Genomic DNA, 18,642 nt, shown 5'->3' with positions numbered 1-18,642 from the left:
AAATCGATCAAACACTAATGAGTCTAAATTCTCCGCAAGACAGTCCCACCTCTTGGAAACCTTGTAGTGCTTCAAACACATTAAAGTGGCTCACGACAACAACCTTTCGATATTGGCGGTAACGCTCCAGCACCGACTCCGCTCGTGCTTTTAGCTCGTCAACATGTTCGTAGCGGGTATCAGTCATTGGAATACAAGCTTTTAACTGCTCTCGGTATTCGTACCAGCGTCGGTCTCTTTCATTCAACGTAATGTAGCCGCCCTCTTTGTCAGCGCGCCACTCTCTCAAGTCATGCTCAACAAACAATGACAAACCGCGATGACGATTGAGAATTTCTGCAGTTTGAAGAGTACGCGTATAAGGTGAGCTTATGATGATTTCAGCTTCATCGAAGATTGGATGATTGAGTTTCTCTTGCAGCACCGGCAAATGATCTCGAGAGAGTGGCGCATAGTCCTTCTCCAGTTGGGTCATTTGCCTCTCATCCGCTAACGAAAAATCTGGCACACCATGTCTTACAAATACAATGTCCATATTGTGGTGCCCGTCCTTGTTAAATTGCTATTGATAAATTGGGGTAAGTTTTAGATAAGAGTGCACTTCACCGTTTTTGTATTCGATCGCAGAATGGATAGAGGGCTCCCGATTACCAACGACTGAAAGCTCATACGCATTTTCGCCCTTGTATATCGTGATATTGAGTTCACCGCCATCAAGCTCGCGTAAGCAAAGTTGAATCCAATGAGTTGATTGCATGGTATTACCTTATTATTTTTACCATATTATCTACACCCAACAGCAGGCGATTGAAAACTGAAAGCCGATTTTCGTTAGTTTGACCGTACATATTCACGTGACTACCAACTATTCTCCAAAATCCACTTTTGTCTTTTTATAAAATCCATTGAAGCGAAAAACTCATTTGCCATATTAGGGGATGCAATGACGCAGTATATGAGTCCGCGCACATAGATATTATAGTAAAAGTCCACGAACTCCCTTATCGTCAGTCGCGATCTCGAATCTATAGGCCTGCGTATTATCTTTCATTTTTTGTACCCAAAAATTGAGAGGCCAGACCGTAGAATTCAGCATTTCAACTTTACTTGATTTAACCACGATCCGTATCCTTTACACTGTAAACTAAAACGTAAGTACAAGTATTACGCTACCATCTCTTTATTCAAAGTACTTGCCCTCCTGTCGCATAAGAACCGAATTCACGACACTCGTACTGCTTTAAGTACAGATTTTCGACTAAACCTCAGAATTTAACTTGATTCATATAAAAAGTTGGCACAACGTAGACATTAAGCAGGAATGCCACCCTATATAATGGGCGCTTGCAGAATAGAGGTTCTTGAATGAAATTAAAAACAGTGTCAGCTTTCGCAATCTTGATTTTGCTCGTCGGATGCCAACAAAACACTCAGGATGAAACTACACAGCCAACAACCTCGGCAGATGTATGTGATAGACAAGGAAATATGCCAGGTGGGTGGAACGAGTTCGATGCTACCCCAGACGCTCAAAAGGCTATGGCCTTTGTCCTAAAAAAAATAAAAACTCTCGCTTCGTTTAAACAGATCTTGTCCGTTCATGCACAAATTGTCAGTGGTGTGAACTACGCGATAGAGTTTGAATTGAATGACGGCTCAGTTTGGAACACGGTTATCTACCGAAACCTAGATGGTGAATATGCAATTACGCAATCACCGAATGAAGGTCGCTTCTGCGAACAGTAAGAGCTTCCGAAACTGAGCACCCAAAATCCCCGCCATTTTATACGATAATTTAGCGGGATTTTTGGTATCTGCGACACCGATTAAGAATCAAACTCCATCTGAGACTTTACAGAAACCTTGGATCCTAGTCGTGATGGTTCAACGTCAATGCGCTGCGCCATTTGCTCTTTCAGTTCAGATACGTGAGAAATCACACCAATCATACGACCCGTTTGTTGCAAGTCGACCAACGTTTGAATCGCAAGATCCAAAGACTCCGGATCTAAGCTGCCAAAACCTTCATCAATAAATAGCGTATCTAAACGAATACCGCCACTGTATGACTGAACAACGTCAGACAGACCGAGTGCTAACGCTAACGCTGCCATGAAAGATTCGCCACCTGATAACGTCGCGACATCACGTGTTTTACCTGTGTAGCTATCTTCAACCACCAAATCCAATCCTCGTCCAGCGGCACCTTTAAAACCTTCCGTTTTACGAGCCAAGATATAACGGCCTTTACTCATCAGGTTTAAACGCTGTGACGCTTGTATCAACACATCGTCTAATAACACACCAAGGACAAATCGGTGCAGACTGATACGACTGCCCGTTTTACCGCTAGCAACGTCATACAGGGTACCAAACACTTTGTATTCGTCTTCTAACTTAGTGTTCTTGTCATGTAACATCACGATGTCATTGCGGACTTTCTCTAGACGTTCAAACAAAGAGCGCGTGCTATCAAGCTGATTGCGCGCTTCAACGTAACCTTGCTGAACACTGTTTAACTTAACGTTAAGCCCTTCTAAATCAGGCAACGCCAACTCTTTCAACTCTGAACTCAAGTCTGCCAAAGTTTGTTCTAGCTTGATTTGAGTCTGTTTGAACGCATCAATTTCTTGCTGCCAAACCTGCATCTCGGCTTCATCAACTTTACTTACTAGGAATTGCGCTTCATCCTCGAATGCGCTCGCCTGCAACGCTTGCTCCCAATCAGCTTTGGCTGTGTTCAAACGCTCTAGTGCCTCATTCAACCACTGTTGATGGGTTGTCAGTTGGCTTTCAATATTGGTCTTTGTCAGCACCGCTTGTTGCAAATGATTTTGTGCAGTCTCTAAGGCTGAATTTAACGCCGCAATCTGTTTTTGAATCGCAGCAATATCTTGTTCAAGCACTTCAAGTGACGAGTACTTGGCATCTAACGAAGCAGACAGTTTAACCAATTGCTCTTGATTCACTTTTATCGTCGATTCATTCGCTGCCATCTGGTTTTGCAGATCATTGATCTTACTTTCACCAGTGATGCAACGCTGGTTTAACTCATTGACGCTTTGTTCCAAATGAACCAAGTTAATCGAAGACAGTTGCTGTAAACGTTCGTTGAACTGCTGCATGGACGCTTGTAACATGCCTAAATCCAATGCTGCGTTTTGACCGAGTTCATCAGATAGTTGCTCAATTTGCTGCTTGTATTGTCCGATTGCGATATTGTGCTGCTCCAACTGATTGTTCAATTGGTTCAGAGCAACTTGCCCTTCTCGCTCTGTGTTCCGAGCGTTTTGAACTTGCTCTTTTGTTACCTCTTCGCCAACAAATTGAGCGGGGTGAGGATGTTCTACACTACCGCACACCGGACACATTTCACCGGCTTGTAAGCGCTGAGCCAAAACCGCAGCTTGAGCATTGTGCCAGCTTAGCTCAAGGGTATCTGCTGAGCGTTGAAGTTCTATGTATCTTGCTTTTGCTTGGTCAACCGAAGCTTGTTTGCTCGGCGTCAGCGCATCCAGTTTCGCCAGGTCTTGGTTTAAGCCATTAAGCTTCTGTAGGTCTTGCATCAAACGTTGTTGCTGTTTTATCTCCGCCTCTACGCTGCCAATACTTGCAACATCGACTCGAGCTTGATCCAGTGACTTCTGACCTTGTTGCGCCTCTAGCGTTAACTGCTCTTTCAAAGCGATATATTTCTTCAGCGTTGCTTCAAACTCAGACTTTTGCGTCAAACCCGCATTTATGGCTTTTTCTAGCTCTGATTTTTCAACCAACTTCCCTTTCATGCTTTCAAGTTGGTATTGATGCTCAGTCAGTTTTGGCAATTGCGCCGCTTGTTCTTTCGCGGTTTGCAATGCGCCTTCTTTGGCTTTTACCGCTTCATCTGCGACAGTGAGATCTTGAGAAAGCTTAGCCACCTTTTGCTCAAGCTCATGCGTTTGTTTTGAGGCGTTTTGTAACGTGACATAAGGCAACTCAATCTTGCTTGCCTTCTTCGCATTGTCTAACTGCAATTGACGAAAGGAAATAGCATCACTCTGCTGCAAATGTTGCTTCAATGCAATTTCGGCTTGCTCGCGCTTTTTAAACTCATTGCTCAATGCTTCTGCTTTTTGCAGGTCAGTTTTTACCGTGTTTAATTGCGCCAGAGATTCTTGCTCTTGCTTTTGCACGGTTTCAAATTGAACAGATAACGCTTCACGCTGCTCTGTTAACTCCGCTTCAGAAGAAACACCAGCTACCTGCAGTGCGCCTCGAATTTGGTTATCAAACTCGTCTTTGGCTTTACTAATGGCACTCGCTTTGTCTTTCAGCGCATATTCAATCTTCTTGTAAATGTCCGTTTGGAATAGCTGTCCAAAGATCTCTTCACGTTCTTTGGACGTCGCAAGTAACAACTCTCGAAACTTACCTTGTGGCAGCACCATCACTTGGCGGAACTGAGTTTCGTTTAAGCCAATAATATTGGTCACTTCCGTCTTTACTTGCGTTGTTTTGCTAGTGATGAGCTTTTCTTCGTCCGTAATCTCATACAAAGCTGCGGTATGCTTACGTACTGTCATGCCCTCACCGCGTGCCTTTGGTGCTTCTTGTTCTGGTGAGCGAATCACTCGATAAGATTTACCGTGCAAAGAGAATTCTAGTGTCACTTCGGTCAGTAACGTAGGCGCAGCCATATCACAACGCATTTGAATGCCTTGCCGCTCATTACCCGTCGTTTCACCATAAAGAGCAAAACAAATGGCATCGAGAATCGAGGTTTTACCGGAACCAGTAGGACCATTGATCAGAAACAGAGGGTTAGTACCAAGCTTGTCGAACTCGATGGTCTCTGCTTGAGCAAACGGACCAAAAGCCTGCATTGTCAGTTTAATCGGTTTCATGTTTGGTCCTTACTGAGCTTGCTGAGAAAGTTGTTTGATGATGTCGCTGATCGCTTGATCTTGTTCTTGCGATAATTGGCTGTCTTGCGCTTCCGTAAAAAAGTCTCGGAACATATCTATCTCACTTCTCGCCAATTTCGCTTGCGCCATCTCTTGTTCAACACCAATCAACATCCCAGGCTTTTCTAGGTGCAAAACATTTGGGTAAACAGCACGTAGCTTTTCCATGGGATTTAAAATCGCATGCTTATCCATTAAGCGCACCAGCAAGTAGTCTTCGTTTTTCGGATCCGTTTTACCTTGCTCTATCACTTGTTCAAGTTCACCTTCAATGATTCGCATTTCATGAGGCGCAGTGAGTTCGACATGTTCTGCCGAGACAAAACCGTTTTGGTCGATTTCCACCAGCGTGAAACCTTTCTTTTGGTTCTGCTCACCAAAGCTGTATTTCATCAATGAACCAGAATAACGAATGTACTCTTCGCCTTTTTTCTGTGGCTGATGCAAGTGCCCCAACGCCACATAATCGAAGTTAAGGAAGTGCTCGTGACTGACGCGGTCGGAACCACCAATCGACAGTGGACGCTCAGAGTCTGACTCCATTGCGCCATCCACAAAACAGTGGCTCACTAACACGTTGTGTTGCTCTGGGTTGAATTGTTCTGTGATTTTCTCGGCGAGAAGTTTATGTGCTTGGTCGTGCGTCGAAATTGGTTCTTGGTAAGCAAAACGAACTTGCTCAGGATCGTTATAAGGCATGCCGTAAAAAGCCACCTTTCCAGCCGATTTCGTTTCGATAACGACTGGCGTCAGCATATCTTCAAAGTTACTAATGATATGCAACCCCGCTGTTTTCATTTGCTCTGAACCAAAGCCCAATCGCTCAGCACCATCATGGTTACCGGAGATCAAAATCATGGGCGTGTTTAACTCACCGCAGATTCGCTTCACCACGCGGTTTAGTAGCTCAATGGCAATAGTCGGTGGAACTGAGCGATCGTAGATATCGCCGGCAACCACCACCGTATCTACAGGATTGCTTTCGATATATTGGATTAACTGTTCAAGAGCCGCTTGCTGATCGTCAAGCAAAGAGACGTTATGAAACTGTCGGCCAAGGTGCCAATCTGAGGTATGGATAAACTTCATTCGAATTCACTTTCTGCCATCTACATGGCGCTGTCTTATTATCCCCCTAGGATATCGTGAGTTCGTAAGCTTTTCATGTGGTTTATGTTACTAATCGCACAAGTAAGGACGAGCAATGAAAAAGGTCAATGAACTGTTTAAGCGAGCAGAACAGGTGTCTAAACAAATTTAGCGACGGTTAACAAAGACGGTTAACAAATAAGGGGCATCTCGCCCCTATACTCAATATATGCAACGATAGACTTGCAATTATGCAATTTGATTACTATTTTTAATCTAAATTGTCCGAGCCTGCGTAGTTTGGATACTATTTCAGTTAAGGCTAATATCACAAACAATCCAAAACTTAGCCTTATTAATCAATAAAATAAATTAGCAACCAACACCTTTGCTTTCGCTTGTATAGGGATTTTACGATGAAGCCCAGTAGATTTAAAAACTTGCTCAGCACTCTGCAAGATTTAACGCCAACACAAAAGAGATACCTAATTAACCAAACGAAATTGGCGCTTGAGGATGAGCCTAACAACATGAGTCCTAATGAGATACTGACCAGAGAAGAGTTAGATGCATTGCTACAACCTCCCCCTGAGATCCATACAAAATAAGTTGTCCATCGCTACCTCATCTGACTAGGCAGAACATGATAGGCCGATCATTCAAATCGGCTATCTCCACTCCTCACTGACGACATCATCTTATACGTTGTATCAACACCGTCCTGCCTGCCGCAAATGTCTAGTCCCCCCTTACACTGACACTGTCTATGAAGTGCCTTAAGTCATCTAATGCTTCACTGTGTGTTTCGGTAATGAACGATCTAACCTGTTAGAAGGAGGAGGCTAGGATCAGATAAGCACCACTTCTTTCAGCCCCCCTGAACTGATAGTTAAGCGCGCACGCAAATCGATTTTATTTTAAGGAAGGGAATGTGGAATGTCATCAAAGACGGTTAATGAACAAGCAACCCAAACCGTTTCCCTGCGCCAGTGGCTCAGGTTAATTACGGTGTATCTCTTGATCCCACTGATCCTATTTATCTGTGGTGGCGACATCGGCTGGTTGCAGGCGTGGTTATTTTTAATGCTGTTCTTAGTTGAGGGAGTTGCTAGTCGTATGTGGGCAGAGCAACGACATCCCGGATTAACAGCTGAAAGACAGAATATTGAAAACATCCAAAATGCAAAAGCTTGGGACAAAGTACTTGCACCGCTGATGGCGGTGAGTATCACATTTCCTATGACCATTGTGGCAGGGCTAGACCACCGTTATAACTGGTCTTCTGAATTTCCACTATGGCTCATCGCGACTGGCTTCACTCTGATCTCGCTCGGTTATACTTTTTCCGCATGGGCATTGGCAGAGAATCGCTTTTTCTCCAGCGTGGTACGTATCCAGACTGATCGAGGGCATACGGTGTGTGACAGCGGCCCATACCGCTTTGTGCGGCATCCGGGTTATGCAGGGAATCTCGTTGCACTGTTCGGTATTGTTCTTGCCCTAAGTTCTGTATGGACTCTGATTCCAGCAATAGTGGCATCCATCATCACTGTGATCAGAACCACACTTGAAGATCAAACTCTACAAGAAGAGTTGCCGGGGTATCGTGACTATGTACAACGTGTGCGCTATCGGTTAGTCCCATGGGTATACTAAGAAGCTTCACTACGTTAAACGGTGTTCTGCATCTTAGGTTAGCGTCTCTGACACGAGGTACAGCCCCGGCAGGCAGAGCGAGTAATTTTATCTAATTGATTTCGCTGCACTTTACAGTAAGCATTTTTCAACGCACGCCGCGCTGAAAACCAATCATCCGGCTTAGTCAAAATCAAATAGCCATTAAAGCGCTTAACAAGTTCAACACGATGCGTGTTAATAAAGCGGCTATCAAAACTCATGTCGAAATAATCTAAAGCTTCCTCTATGCAAGAAAAACTCGCAATTTTGGCTTGGATATCATTGGTGGTCATATAAAAACAACAGCGACAAATTTTCAGTCATTTTAATATCAATGCGCCCTACCTTCTTTGACATCGCACCTATCAAAGCGAGTTACTTGTATACCAGTTACTGGGTGAGCAATTCGAACACAAATGTCATATCGATCTCGTAAAGGGTCTGCGCGCGCATCACTCGTTTACCCCCGAATATTTAACGCCCGATAGCTTCGCCATATCCCGATTCCAGGTAGATAAATCATTCAGGTTAAATTGACTCAATGAGTGATGACCACACGCTCTTGCCATCACTTGCATCATCTCAACGGATGCAGCAAAGAAGTTGTTTAGCTGATGAGAAGCTTTATCGACGTTTAAACGCTGCCTTAAATCGGCTTTCTGCGTGGCAATACCGGCAGGACAATTGTTGGTATTACAAATCCTAGCAGCGACACACCCTATGGATTGCATCGCGCTGTTAGAAATCGCCACACCGTCAGCTCCTAATGCCATGGCTTTGACAAAATCCATCGGCACACGTAAGCCCCCAGTGACAATTAACGTGACACGGTCACCTACACCTTGTGCATCGAGATACCGTCTCGCTCTTGCAAGTGCCGGTATCGTTGGAACACTAATATGATCACGGAACATTGCAGGAGCCGCTCCCGTACCACCGCCTCTGCCATCAAGAATGATGTAATCCGCACTCGCGTCAAGCGCAAACTGAATGTCTTCTTCAATATGGTTCGCACTCAATTTAAAACCGATGGGAATACCGCCCGTGATTTCACGTACTCGGTCAGCAAACTTTTTGAAATCTTGCGCGGTGTGGAGATCTTTAAATGTCGGGGGAGAGATGGCGGACTGCCCTTCAGGTATACCCCGTACCTGAGAAATTCTCCCTACGTTTTTGTTGCCTGGAAGATGGCCACCTGTCCCTGTTTTCGCCCCTTGCCCACCTTTGAAGTGGAACGCTTGCACATTGACGAGCTTGGATTCATCGTAGCCAAACTGAGCACTCGCAAGTTCATAGAAATAACGCGAATTGGCTTGTTGCTCTTCAGGTAACATCCCTCCTTCACCGGAACAAATACCCGTTCCGGCTAATTCCGCGCCTTTTGCGAGTGACACTTTCGCTTCTTCGGAGAGTGAGCCAAAGCTCATATCAGACACAAATAAAGGAATGTTCAGTACCAATGGCTTTTTCGCTTTTGGGCCAATAACAAGCTCCGTCGCTACAGGTACCTCTTCCATCAAGGGTTTTGTCGCCATTTGAGCGACCATGACTTGTAAGTCATCCCAATGTGGTAATAAATGTCTTGGAACGCCCATTGACGTCATTGGGCCATGATGCCCCAATTTAGACAACCCTTCTCTTGCTAATTGGTGGATAAACTCAACAGTGGGTTCTTCTTGAGTCGCGATTGCAATTGGGCTCGAATGGTCACCTGATTTTATTTCAGGCCCTTCCTGACCAACTTGATCCGTCGAAAATTGCTTGTGGCTACCATCACAAAATGGAGCGTCGGCCGTATATTTACACTGACACAGCCACGCTTCTTCGTCTTTTTCGGCAATAAAGTCCATGGGTTTAAATCCGGTTCCAACATGAGACCCGTCACAGAAAGGCTGTGATTTTGATTTTCCACATCGGCAGTAGGAATACTCCTCACCTTGTTTTAACTCAACTTTTATCGGTTTGTTATCCGCAATCACTGGCTTACGCATATTGGTTTCCTCTTATCACATCCTGTTCTTCACGAGCTTTCAGTAATCGTAGAACAGTATCTTTGTTACGCCAGTATTCCTTAGAGTCACCTATACTATGTTATGGGGCTCAAACCGATGGAGGCGACTATGCCTATTTCTAACCGACTCGACCACTATTTGACTGAACACCATATTCATTTTCAGACCGTTAATCACAGCCACAGTCACAGTTCACTGCAAAGTGGCGTTGCTGCAGGTGTCCCACTTAACAATTTGGCCAAAGGGGTGATTTTAGAAGATCATCAAGGTCGTCATGTAATGGCAGTATTGCCTGCCAACAATAAAATCAGTTTATCTCGACTCAATGATGAATTTAATGCGACATTTCATCTCGTGAAGGAGCGCGAGGTTTACCGTATGTTCACTGATTGCGAAAACGGAGCCATTCCGCCTGTGGGTAGCGCTTATCATATATTAACGGTTTGTGATGAGGTATTAGGCAACTTAGATTATGTTTACCTCGAAGCGGGTGACCACGAAACCTTAATCAAACTCGATAAAGAGGCCTTTAAAGAGTTGATGGGGGAAAGCCGTTATTTACGCTTTAGTAGTGAAGTGTTCCATTAATCAAGCTTAGGCTCTTGTTTATCCACTCAAGTCACCTTGAGATGCTTGGGTATGACAACAGAACAAGAGCCTTTATCCTTCCTCAAGTTCAAGCCTCGTCATTCAGCCCACACCGCATATTGCGCAGTTGTAACATCATTGTTGGACAACCATTCAATATATCGCCGTAGATGCAATTAATCTTAAGTAAAAACTCTAATTGAAAAATTATTTTAGCGCGGTTTCACCTAGGGTAAGCACATTTCAACACACTAGCGAACGATCAACGCGAACAATTATTAAACATCCGTTTTAAACATACGTACTAACTTCTAGCTTCCTCAAAATCACGTTCTATTAACATGTAGCCACCAACCCAACCTTCTCCCTCAAACAGTCACTAAGGTTCCTCGACCTATTCCGAACATAAGAAAACATCATATTCATAATCATTACATATACTTAGCAGCATTAATATTAGTCATGCTGTATATGAGACTGGTGTGACAATTTCAAAAAATCAACATTACACAATTGTTAAATGGATTTATGTTTTAGGTGGTGCCCTTTCCTAAATCATTTAAGTTCAATCTAGTTTTGTGAGCACTTTAATAAAGAACGCATCCTAAAAAAACACATGGAGTTTAGAGTGATATGAAGACAAGGAATGCAAAAATCGTTCTTGCGATATCTATAGTACTAAGCTCACCTAACTTATATGCCGCAGGATTTCAGTTATCTGAACACTCCGCAGCTGGTTTAGGTCGAGCCAACGCAGGTGAAGCCGCTATTGCCGATGGAGCGTCAGTGGTTGCTCATAACGCTGCTGCCATCACGATGTTTCAATCTTATGAGTTATCTGTTGGCGCATCCTATATCATGCCGGAAGTACGAGTGACGGGTAATGGTGAGTCAGATTCGTTTAATAACCTACTCACTCACAACGACGTAGTCGATAACGTCATCGTCCCTTCGTTTTATATTGCTGCACCAATTAATGATTCTTGGTCATGGGGCTTAGGCATATTTACCGATTTTGGATTAGCGACCGAATACCCGGATGATTACCTTGCAGGGCCGATTGGTGGGGAAACCAGTTTAGAGAGCGTCATTTTTAATCCTGCCATTGCCTACCGTATCAATGACAACTTCAGCGTAGGTGGTGGTGGCAGAGCTTGGACGCCACGTGGTGCATGATGAAGGGGTTCAGCTCATCGCTGACTGGATTAACTCCATCGATACCACTGGCTGGAGCTGTGTAGAATAAGTCAATCGACGGTCACTCGCGTAGATGGTGACCGTTCGCTCGACTAAAAAAACCGCCTGATTAGGCGGTTTCCTTTTTTGAAATAGTGCGTTATCTAACGAATGAAAAACTTTTGTAACGCTTTAATCGCTATACCGCGACGTTCCATAAGCATGCTAACACGTGGTAGCCAAGTTGGCGTATGAAACACCGTCTTTGCATGACTAAAGGTTCTAAAGCCCTCTTCACCATGATAATGCCCCAGTCCCGATTCACCAATACCACCAAATGGTGCATCTTCGGCACCAACATGCAAAATCGTGTCATTAATACCAACGCCCCCACTGTGGGTGTTATGTACAATATGCTCAATCGTACCTTTGTCCTCTGTCATAATGTAGAGCGCCAGAGGGCGTTGATTCCGATTGATGTATTCAAGCACCTCAGCCATGTCGTTATAAGGCTTAATTGGCATCAGTGGACCAAAAATCTCCTCTTGCATCACGACCATGTCTGACGACACATTGGTTAACAAATGAGGATACAGACAACGGCCTTGCACCGTTGGCTCCGCCACGGAATGAACATCGGCCCCTTTTGCTTTCGCATCTTCTAATACCGCTTTCAGGCGATCGTATTGACGCTGATTAATGATATGAGAGAAGCCCTGCTCTTGCTCACCATTGATGTACAACGCTTCAAAACGCTTAAGAAACAACGACACAAACTCATCCACTTTGTGTTGTGGCACAAAGGCGTAATCTGGCGCGACACATATTTGCCCTGCGTTAATGCACTTACCAAATAAAATTGCATCGACGGCTTTATTCAAGTTTGCATCATCCGCCACAATAACTGGGGACTTGCCGCCAAGTTCTAACGTCACAGGGGTTAAGTTTTCAGCGGCGGCTTTGGCGACCGCTCGACCCACGTTCGTCGAACCAGTAAACAATAAATGATCAAACGGCAATTTACTGAACGCTTGAGCCACGTCGGCTTCACCTTCCACCACCTCGACATCTTCAGGCAATGCACGGCAAATCTCTGCGATAACCTTATTGGTCTCTGGCGTGAACTCACTTAACTTCATCATCACACGGTTACCCGCAGCAAGTGCCGTGACTAATGGCGATAAGCTCAAAATAACCGGGAAGTTCCACGGTGAAATAATACCAACTACCCCCACTGGCTGATACTCAACCGAGACTTTGGACGGCGCCATGAGTAAACCGGCATGGCGACGGCTTGGCTTACACCATCTGTTTAGGCGTTTTAAGGTGTAGTTGATTTGAGAAATCGTTGGTAGAACATCGGTCATTGCCGTATCAAATTCTGAGCGATAACCAAAATCAGCGCTCAATGCATCGACGAGCGCTTGCTGATTATCTAGGATAGTTTGCTTGAGGAGAGCAAGCTTTTGCTTTCTCACGTCAATACTTGGGTAAGGCTCAACATTGTAGGCTGCCTTAAGCTTATCCAGTGTCTTACGTAATGAGTAGCCAACTTCGACGTCTACTATCGCATTCATGATCATTCTCCTCATGCACCTGAATACCGTTAATGCCGTGCTTTCGCCTTAACGTTAACATAAATGCAACACGCTTACTATTATCGTATCGATGAAGTTAGAGTTGCAGCTCGGATCTTATTCCATTAATGCATGAACCTAACAGCAACCGAGTAAAATTATATCTGACTGATAAGCGTAAATTGTGTCGGAACGCTTTCAACATAATATTTCCATACATGTTCATAGAGATGATGTTGGTTTGCAAAAGGCGTAAGCTGTTTGGCTTCTGCTAGCGTACACCATCGGTAATCAGTGTGTTCGTGATTAAGCGTAACATGTTGTTCTGGTTTACAAAAAATGACAAAACAAGGAATAACCATGATTCGATTTTTGTGCGCCTCATAAAACTGCTCCAAAAAATCAGCACTATGAAGCTCTACCCCTTCGATTTTCGTTTCCTCTTTCAATTCTCGAATGAGTGTTTGCCAACCCGTTTCCCCTTCTTCAATACCACCAGCAACATGACACCAATACCCTCCTTTGACACGCTTAAGTAACAGCATCTTTTTTACACCATCAAATTCGGAAATTACGACGCCAGACACGTGCGTGGCTTGTATAGGTATCATACACTTCTCCTTATGCAATTCTTTATCCCTAGGACGTTGTCAGTGTATCTTGTATAAATTAGAGAAATAACCATATTTACAACATACTGATCTATTTGACCATTTTGTATGCTAAAGTCCGATCTTCCGCAATAAACGAACTGTACGATGCCTAATTCACTGAACTCTATGATTCCCATTGGCGTACGCTTTATGGTGCTATCAGCCTTTGGCTTTGCGCTTATGTCTGCGACTGTCAAACACGTTAGTTTACACGGCATCCCCGTTTTTGAAATTGTTGCAGCTAGGGCGCTGGTTTCATTAGTCATCAGCTACCTAGATGTAAAGAGAAAACGCATTTCAGTGTGGGGGAACAACAAAGCACTATTGTTTGCTCGTGGTGCGGTTGGCACTATGGCCCTGATGTGTGTCTATTACTCTGTAACGACCTTACCTTTGGCAGAAGCAACCATTTTTCAATATATCCACCCTGTTTTTACCGCTCTGCTTGCGATGTTCTTTCTTAAAGAGCGCATCCAGTTTTCTACACTAGTATGCATCGTCCTTTGTGTGTTAGGGGTATATGTGATCGTGAAACCTGAAACAAGTGCCGGCACTGAACATGTGCTCCCTATGTTTAGCGTAATGATCGCGCTATTAGGTGCGTTTGGTAGCTCAATCGCGTACGTTATTGTCCGAAAGTTGAGTCAAACTGAAGACAGTTCGGTGATTATTTTCTATTTCCCGCTGGTAGCATTGCCTGCGTCCATTGTTTTAATGGGTGGTCAATTTGTCATTCCGAATCTGTATCTTACTATGATGCTTGTGCTCGTTGGCGTGTTCACTCAAATTGGTCAACTTGGGTTAACCAAAGCAATGCAGACTCAAGAAGCCGGCAAAGCATCTGCTTACTCGTATGTCCAAATCATATTCTCTGTACTGCTAGGGATCCTATTCTTTGGTGAGTTACCGTCCGCTTGGACTTACTTAGGGGGAGCACTGATTGTTACAGGCGCGCTTGTCAACGTATTTGGACAGCACTTAAAGTTGCCATTTATCAAACGCTAACAAGGCAAGCTCCTACATTGAAATGCGAAAAGCCAGAGTCTGACTCTGGCTTTATTTATCGGTGATTGAGACCTTAAGCCGCATACTTTAAGCCCGCAATACCGGCAACAATCAGCAACAAACTGATAAGCTTGATTAACGTTGCTGGCTCATTAAATAAATAGATACTGGCAATAGCGGTTCCTATCGCACCAATACCAACCCAAACTCCATAAGCAACACCTAGCGGTAACGTTCTAAGCGCTATACCCAGTAACCAGAAGCTTAAACACATAAATCCAATAGTGAATGCTGATGGTGCTAGCTTAGTAAAACCTTCCGTGTATTTGAGCCCAACTGCCCATGCGACTTCACATAGTCCAGCAAGAAAAAGAATTGCCCAAGCCATTGAGAGATTCCAAATGATTGGGGTCGTCCCCGATTGTGATAAGAGCGGTGAGGTCGTCCTCACTTCTATTGGTGTTTTAGTATAAAGAAAATCTCCGACTACTAAAACTCGGATTGATAATGAACAAAATCCGTCCACATCGGACCATACAAAATATAAATCTAAAACAATTAAATAAAATAGACATCATTATTTAACAGTTTAATTATAACCTTCTGGTGTTGAAAATGATGCGTTTATTGCACAAATCACACAAAATTTGTGCATTTGTGTAAGCAGGCAATCGTTTGTGTGACAGGGGTCACTTACAAAAATTACTGATAACTTTAGTATTTTCGCGAACCCAATTATAAGGTATTGCATACTAATGAAATACATCAAAACCCCTCTTGCTCTTCTAATCGGCGCTGCGCTACTGACTGGCTGTAACGACGACACTGAATACGTAGATGTTCAACCTAAAGAAGTAAAGATCGCCACTTATAACCTCTCTTTTGATCGCAGTACTTTTGAAGATCTTGTTGCAGAAATGCAAGTTGAACCAGCCAAACAAACTGAACTTGTCACCGCTTACCTTGACGGCACAATCGCGGACGCAGACAAAACAATGGCTGAAAAAGTCATTCAAATTCGTAACGTTGCAGCCATCATTCAAAAAAACCGTCCAGATGTTCTTATGATGGCGGAATTCAACAATGATGGTACTGGAGAAGATAAAGTCGCACTGGAAGGTTTCCAGAAAAACTACCTATCCATAGCACAAAGCCTTGAAGGTGCAGGTGGCGAAGCGAATCTAGACCCAATCGAATATCCTTACACCGAGTCTTACTCAACAAACACGGGCTTAAACAGCGGTCTTGATCTAGACAACAACGGTACTGCAGGTCAGCTACCGGGTGATGCTTGGGGCTTTGGTTTCTACCACGGTCAATACGCGTTCGCATTGATGTCTAAGTACAAAATTGACACAGAAAACACACGTACTTTCCAAGAATTCAAATGGAAAGACATGGAAGGCGCAAAAATCCCAACCATTACGATCTGTGACGGTTCACAAACCATTCCTGAGGGCATGCAGTGTGGTGATGAATGGTACACCGCTGAAGAGTGGGATCTTGTTCGTCTATCTTCTAAAAACCACGTAGATGCCCCAATTATCATCCCTACTGAGAAAGGTGATGAAGTAGTTCATCTGTTGATGTCTCACCCAACGCCACCAGTATTCGATCCAGGCAAAAACAAAGTACAAAATGGTGCTGAAGTTGCGTTTTGGCATCACTACGTTCAAGGTAAAGAGTACTTCTACGATGACGCAGGCAACAAAGGTGGCTTAGCTGAAGGTGCGAAGTTTGTGATGATGGGTGACCAGAACCTTGATCCACTGGATGGCGATGGCTTCAGTGAAATCATGCAAGACTTCCACAATGACCCCTTGGTAAACCAAGATGTGATGAATGGTGAGCTTTATCCAACGAGCTATGGTGCAGCCGAGCATGCTGTGGACAAAAACTCAACACATCCAATTCCAAACCGCATTACGTCTACATTCGGCCTTGGTGTTGACTATGCGATGCCATCAGCAAACCTAAACGTGGCTGATTCTGGTGTTTACTGGGCAGCGTCATATGAAGAAGGTCGTAAGCTGTTTAACGACGATCGCATCGGTAAGTACGGCAATGGCAAAGATGTCTCTTCAGACCACCGTATGATTTGGATTAAAGCTCAGTTCTAAAGACTGCGCATAGAAAAGAAAATGATAAAACAGGAGCCTCGGGTATGCCGAGGCTCTTTTGATCGTGGTCGCAGAAGTTTACCAATGATAAGTCAGCAATACACCCACATCTTCACTGCTTACCCACGGTAAAAGCTGAACATTTTCATCATAAGCATCGGTGAGGACATAGGCGCTCAGCGTACCTAAAGCTGCACCAGCAAGAACGTCACGCCAATAGTGTTTTTTTGCTTCCACACGCCCTACACCCACCAGTGCTGCAACGCCATAAGCTGGCAAGCCCGCCTCCCAACCATAGCGTAAGTATAAATTTGTTGCCGAAGCGAAAGCATTGGCTGTATGGTTAGAAGGAAAACTGTCGTTACCACTTTTGTCAGGTCGCTCCGCATCAATTGACACCTTACCGATTAAGCCTATTCCCGATGCAGTACCGATACTAAATCCCGCTTGCCAAAAGCCTTCCCAATCACCTTTATATGCAGGTACCGCGGCCGCCGTTGCAACCAAGCCATAAGCTCCGATATCGGTAAGTACGTCCCAATCTTTTTCACTCATCGCATGCACGGAATGAGAACCAAACAAAGATATCACACCAACCAAACGTACAATTTTCTTCATTAATACAACCAACTAGATGACAAATGCGCATGAAAGCTATCACAGCTATCGCGTTTGTTCGAATGAGAACTGTAACAATTTAAGTGTGAAGCGACTGTGAATAGACGTGAGTTAATGCAGAAATACATATAAACAGCAGTGAGTGATGAAGAGTTGAGATGACTGGTTAAGCACAACGATTTACTATGGTTTGTTCGCTAAATCACGCGCTAGGTTCAGCGAGAATGACTTGGTTTGAAGGCGAGGCAACAATTTGAAGATCTAGTGGTTCTAAATCAAATTGGCTGAGAAGTGAGTTTTTTACGCTTGGCTCGTATCGCAACACCTTCGACAACGGTGAATAGCAGACCAACCCAGATGAAAGCAAAGGTCACAGCTTTCACACCATCAAACAGCTCACCAAAGAAAACAACCGCCAATACAAACTGCAGGCTTGGTTCAATGTATTGCATTAAACCTACCGTCGATAAGCTGGTGATACGAATTGCAATGGAGTAAAAAATCAGCGGCAAAATGGTCACCGGAGCACTACCCAAATACAACATAAAGGTAGCAGCATCGACCGTTGAAGCGAGCTCTCCAACCGTCCATTGCTTAACAAATAGATAACCACAAGCGAATGGCATTAATACGAACGCCTCAATAAACAGCGTCGTGCTCCAGCTATAGTTAATCTTCTTTTTAAAAAGCCCATATAGAGAAAAAAACAAACCCATGGTCAACGCAACCATTGGTAGCTCACCATAGTGGATCACTTGGTACAAGACGCCGATGGCTGCCAATAGAATCCCAAGAAACTTGCCTTTCGATAGCTTATCACCAAGAACGAAAACACCTAACGCAACAGAAATCAAAGGGCCAATGAAAAAACCTAAGCTTGCATCGATCACTCTGTGATTTGTCAGTGCCCATGTAAATGCGACCCAAGAGATACACATCAAGCTACTTGCCACGAAAGCATACCCAAGTGACTTTTTGTCTTGCCAAATTTCAGCCCAGTTTGGCCAATGTCGAGTCATCATCAACACTAGAAGAAGGCCTACTGGCACAGAGCCAATAATTCTTAACGCTAACAGCTCATCCATTGCCGCATTCGGTAAATAACGATAATAAATCGGCAGTAATCCCCAAATAACGAAAGATAGCGCCGCCATAAAATTGCCGTAACGACTGTTGTTCATAAC

The 18,642-nt window shown here is 44.1% G+C and carries 17 protein-coding genes; 6 read left to right on the top strand and 11 right to left on the bottom strand.

The window, feature by feature from the left end; translation table 11 throughout:
- Nucleotides 1–7 precede the first annotated feature (7 nt).
- Together ACVA54_RS00605 and ACVA54_RS00600 are read right to left on the bottom strand one after the other, a co-directional pair.
- Nucleotides 8–535, bottom strand: coding sequence for a histidine phosphatase family protein (locus tag ACVA54_RS00605; RefSeq protein ID WP_446596345.1), 528 nt, complete (start codon nt 533–535; stop codon nt 8–10).
- Between the two features lie 27 nt (nt 536–562).
- Nucleotides 563–757 carry a hypothetical protein gene (locus tag ACVA54_RS00600; protein ID WP_119463836.1) on the bottom strand — a complete coding sequence of 65 codons (195 nt, stop codon included), beginning with the start codon at nt 755–757 and terminating at the stop codon, nt 563–565.
- 608 nt (nt 758–1,365) lie between these two features.
- Between ACVA54_RS00600 and ACVA54_RS00595 the strand changes: the two genes are divergently transcribed.
- Complete coding sequence (locus tag ACVA54_RS00595) at nt 1,366–1,746, top strand: cystatin domain-containing protein (RefSeq protein WP_446643805.1); 381 nt, start codon at nt 1,366–1,368, stop codon at nt 1,744–1,746.
- Nucleotides 1,747–1,826: 80 nt separating this feature from the next.
- On the opposite strand, the gene ACVA54_RS00590 is transcribed toward ACVA54_RS00595, so the two are convergent.
- Both ACVA54_RS00590 and ACVA54_RS00585 read right to left on the bottom strand, forming a co-directional pair.
- The gene (locus tag ACVA54_RS00590) at nt 1,827–4,883 is read right to left on the bottom strand and encodes an AAA family ATPase (RefSeq protein ID WP_099077826.1); all 3,057 of its coding nucleotides are present in this window, start codon (nt 4,881–4,883) and stop codon (nt 1,827–1,829) included.
- A 9-nt stretch (nt 4,884–4,892) separates the two neighbouring features.
- Nucleotides 4,893–6,032 carry an exonuclease SbcCD subunit D gene (locus tag ACVA54_RS00585; protein WP_446596342.1) on the bottom strand — a complete coding sequence of 380 codons (1,140 nt, stop codon included), beginning with the start codon at nt 6,030–6,032 and terminating at the stop codon, nt 4,893–4,895.
- A gap of 936 nt (nt 6,033–6,968) precedes the next feature.
- On the opposite strand from ACVA54_RS00585, the gene ACVA54_RS00580 reads away from it, so the two are divergent.
- On the top strand, nt 6,969–7,688 hold the full coding sequence (locus ACVA54_RS00580; protein ID WP_446618961.1) for a methyltransferase family protein: 720 nt from the start codon (nt 6,969–6,971) through the stop codon (nt 7,686–7,688).
- A 38-nt stretch (nt 7,689–7,726) separates the two neighbouring features.
- Here the strand turns inward: ACVA54_RS00580 and ACVA54_RS00575 are convergent, their stop codons facing one another.
- On the bottom strand, nt 7,727–8,002 hold the full coding sequence (locus ACVA54_RS00575) for a nitrogenase-stabilizing/protective protein NifW (RefSeq protein WP_099077830.1): 276 nt from the start codon (nt 8,000–8,002) through the stop codon (nt 7,727–7,729).
- A gap of 159 nt (nt 8,003–8,161) precedes the next feature.
- The gene (locus ACVA54_RS00570; protein WP_446618960.1) at nt 8,162–9,700 is read right to left on the bottom strand and encodes a glutamate synthase-related protein; all 1,539 of its coding nucleotides are present in this window, start codon (nt 9,698–9,700) and stop codon (nt 8,162–8,164) included.
- Nucleotides 9,701–9,829: 129 nt separating this feature from the next.
- On the opposite strand from ACVA54_RS00570, the gene ACVA54_RS00565 reads away from it, so the two are divergent.
- Nucleotides 9,830–10,309, top strand: a complete 480-nt coding sequence (locus ACVA54_RS00565; RefSeq protein WP_099077832.1) for an aminoacyl-tRNA deacylase — start codon at nt 9,830–9,832, stop codon at nt 10,307–10,309.
- A 633-nt stretch (nt 10,310–10,942) separates the two neighbouring features.
- Nucleotides 10,943–11,485: an OmpP1/FadL family transporter gene (locus tag ACVA54_RS00560; protein WP_446649308.1), complete on the top strand. Its 543-nt coding sequence runs from the start codon at nt 10,943–10,945 to the stop codon at nt 11,483–11,485.
- A gap of 164 nt (nt 11,486–11,649) precedes the next feature.
- Here ACVA54_RS00560 and ACVA54_RS00555 read toward each other — a convergent pair whose 3' ends face one another.
- Together ACVA54_RS00555 and ACVA54_RS00550 are read right to left on the bottom strand one after the other, a co-directional pair.
- Nucleotides 11,650–13,062 carry a coniferyl aldehyde dehydrogenase gene (locus tag ACVA54_RS00555; protein ID WP_446632623.1) on the bottom strand — a complete coding sequence of 471 codons (1,413 nt, stop codon included), beginning with the start codon at nt 13,060–13,062 and terminating at the stop codon, nt 11,650–11,652.
- A 158-nt stretch (nt 13,063–13,220) separates the two neighbouring features.
- Nucleotides 13,221–13,673: an NUDIX hydrolase gene (locus ACVA54_RS00550; protein WP_099077834.1), complete on the bottom strand. Its 453-nt coding sequence runs from the start codon at nt 13,671–13,673 to the stop codon at nt 13,221–13,223.
- Between the two features lie 147 nt (nt 13,674–13,820).
- Here ACVA54_RS00550 and ACVA54_RS00545 point away from each other — a divergent pair, with 147 nt between their 5' ends.
- Nucleotides 13,821–14,720, top strand: coding sequence for a DMT family transporter (locus tag ACVA54_RS00545; RefSeq protein ID WP_446579674.1), 900 nt, complete (start codon nt 13,821–13,823; stop codon nt 14,718–14,720).
- A 73-nt stretch (nt 14,721–14,793) separates the two neighbouring features.
- On the opposite strand, the gene ACVA54_RS00540 is transcribed toward ACVA54_RS00545, so the two are convergent.
- Nucleotides 14,794–15,108 carry a DMT family transporter gene (locus ACVA54_RS00540; RefSeq protein WP_119463828.1) on the bottom strand — a complete coding sequence of 105 codons (315 nt, stop codon included), beginning with the start codon at nt 15,106–15,108 and terminating at the stop codon, nt 14,794–14,796.
- Nucleotides 15,109–15,475: 367 nt separating this feature from the next.
- Here ACVA54_RS00540 and ACVA54_RS00535 point away from each other — a divergent pair, with 367 nt between their 5' ends.
- Entirely contained in the window at nt 15,476–16,840 is a 1,365-nt protein-coding gene (locus ACVA54_RS00535) for an endonuclease/exonuclease/phosphatase family protein (RefSeq protein WP_446579677.1), read from the top strand.
- 78 nt (nt 16,841–16,918) lie between these two features.
- On the opposite strand, the gene ACVA54_RS00530 is transcribed toward ACVA54_RS00535, so the two are convergent.
- Both ACVA54_RS00530 and rarD read right to left on the bottom strand, forming a co-directional pair.
- A complete protein-coding gene (locus ACVA54_RS00530; RefSeq protein ID WP_182852616.1) occupies nt 16,919–17,458 on the bottom strand; it encodes a phosphatase PAP2 family protein in 540 nt (179 codons plus the stop codon).
- A gap of 275 nt (nt 17,459–17,733) precedes the next feature.
- Nucleotides 17,734–18,639, bottom strand: a complete 906-nt coding sequence (gene rarD / locus ACVA54_RS00525; RefSeq protein WP_099077838.1) for an EamA family transporter RarD — start codon at nt 18,637–18,639, stop codon at nt 17,734–17,736.
- Between the last annotated feature and the right edge of the window lie 3 nt (nt 18,640–18,642).

Source organism: Vibrio sp. PNB23_22_6 (genome assembly GCF_052877535.1).
The sequence above is the reverse complement of the archived record's forward strand: the minus strand, read 5'-3'. Positions and strand labels throughout refer to the sequence as shown.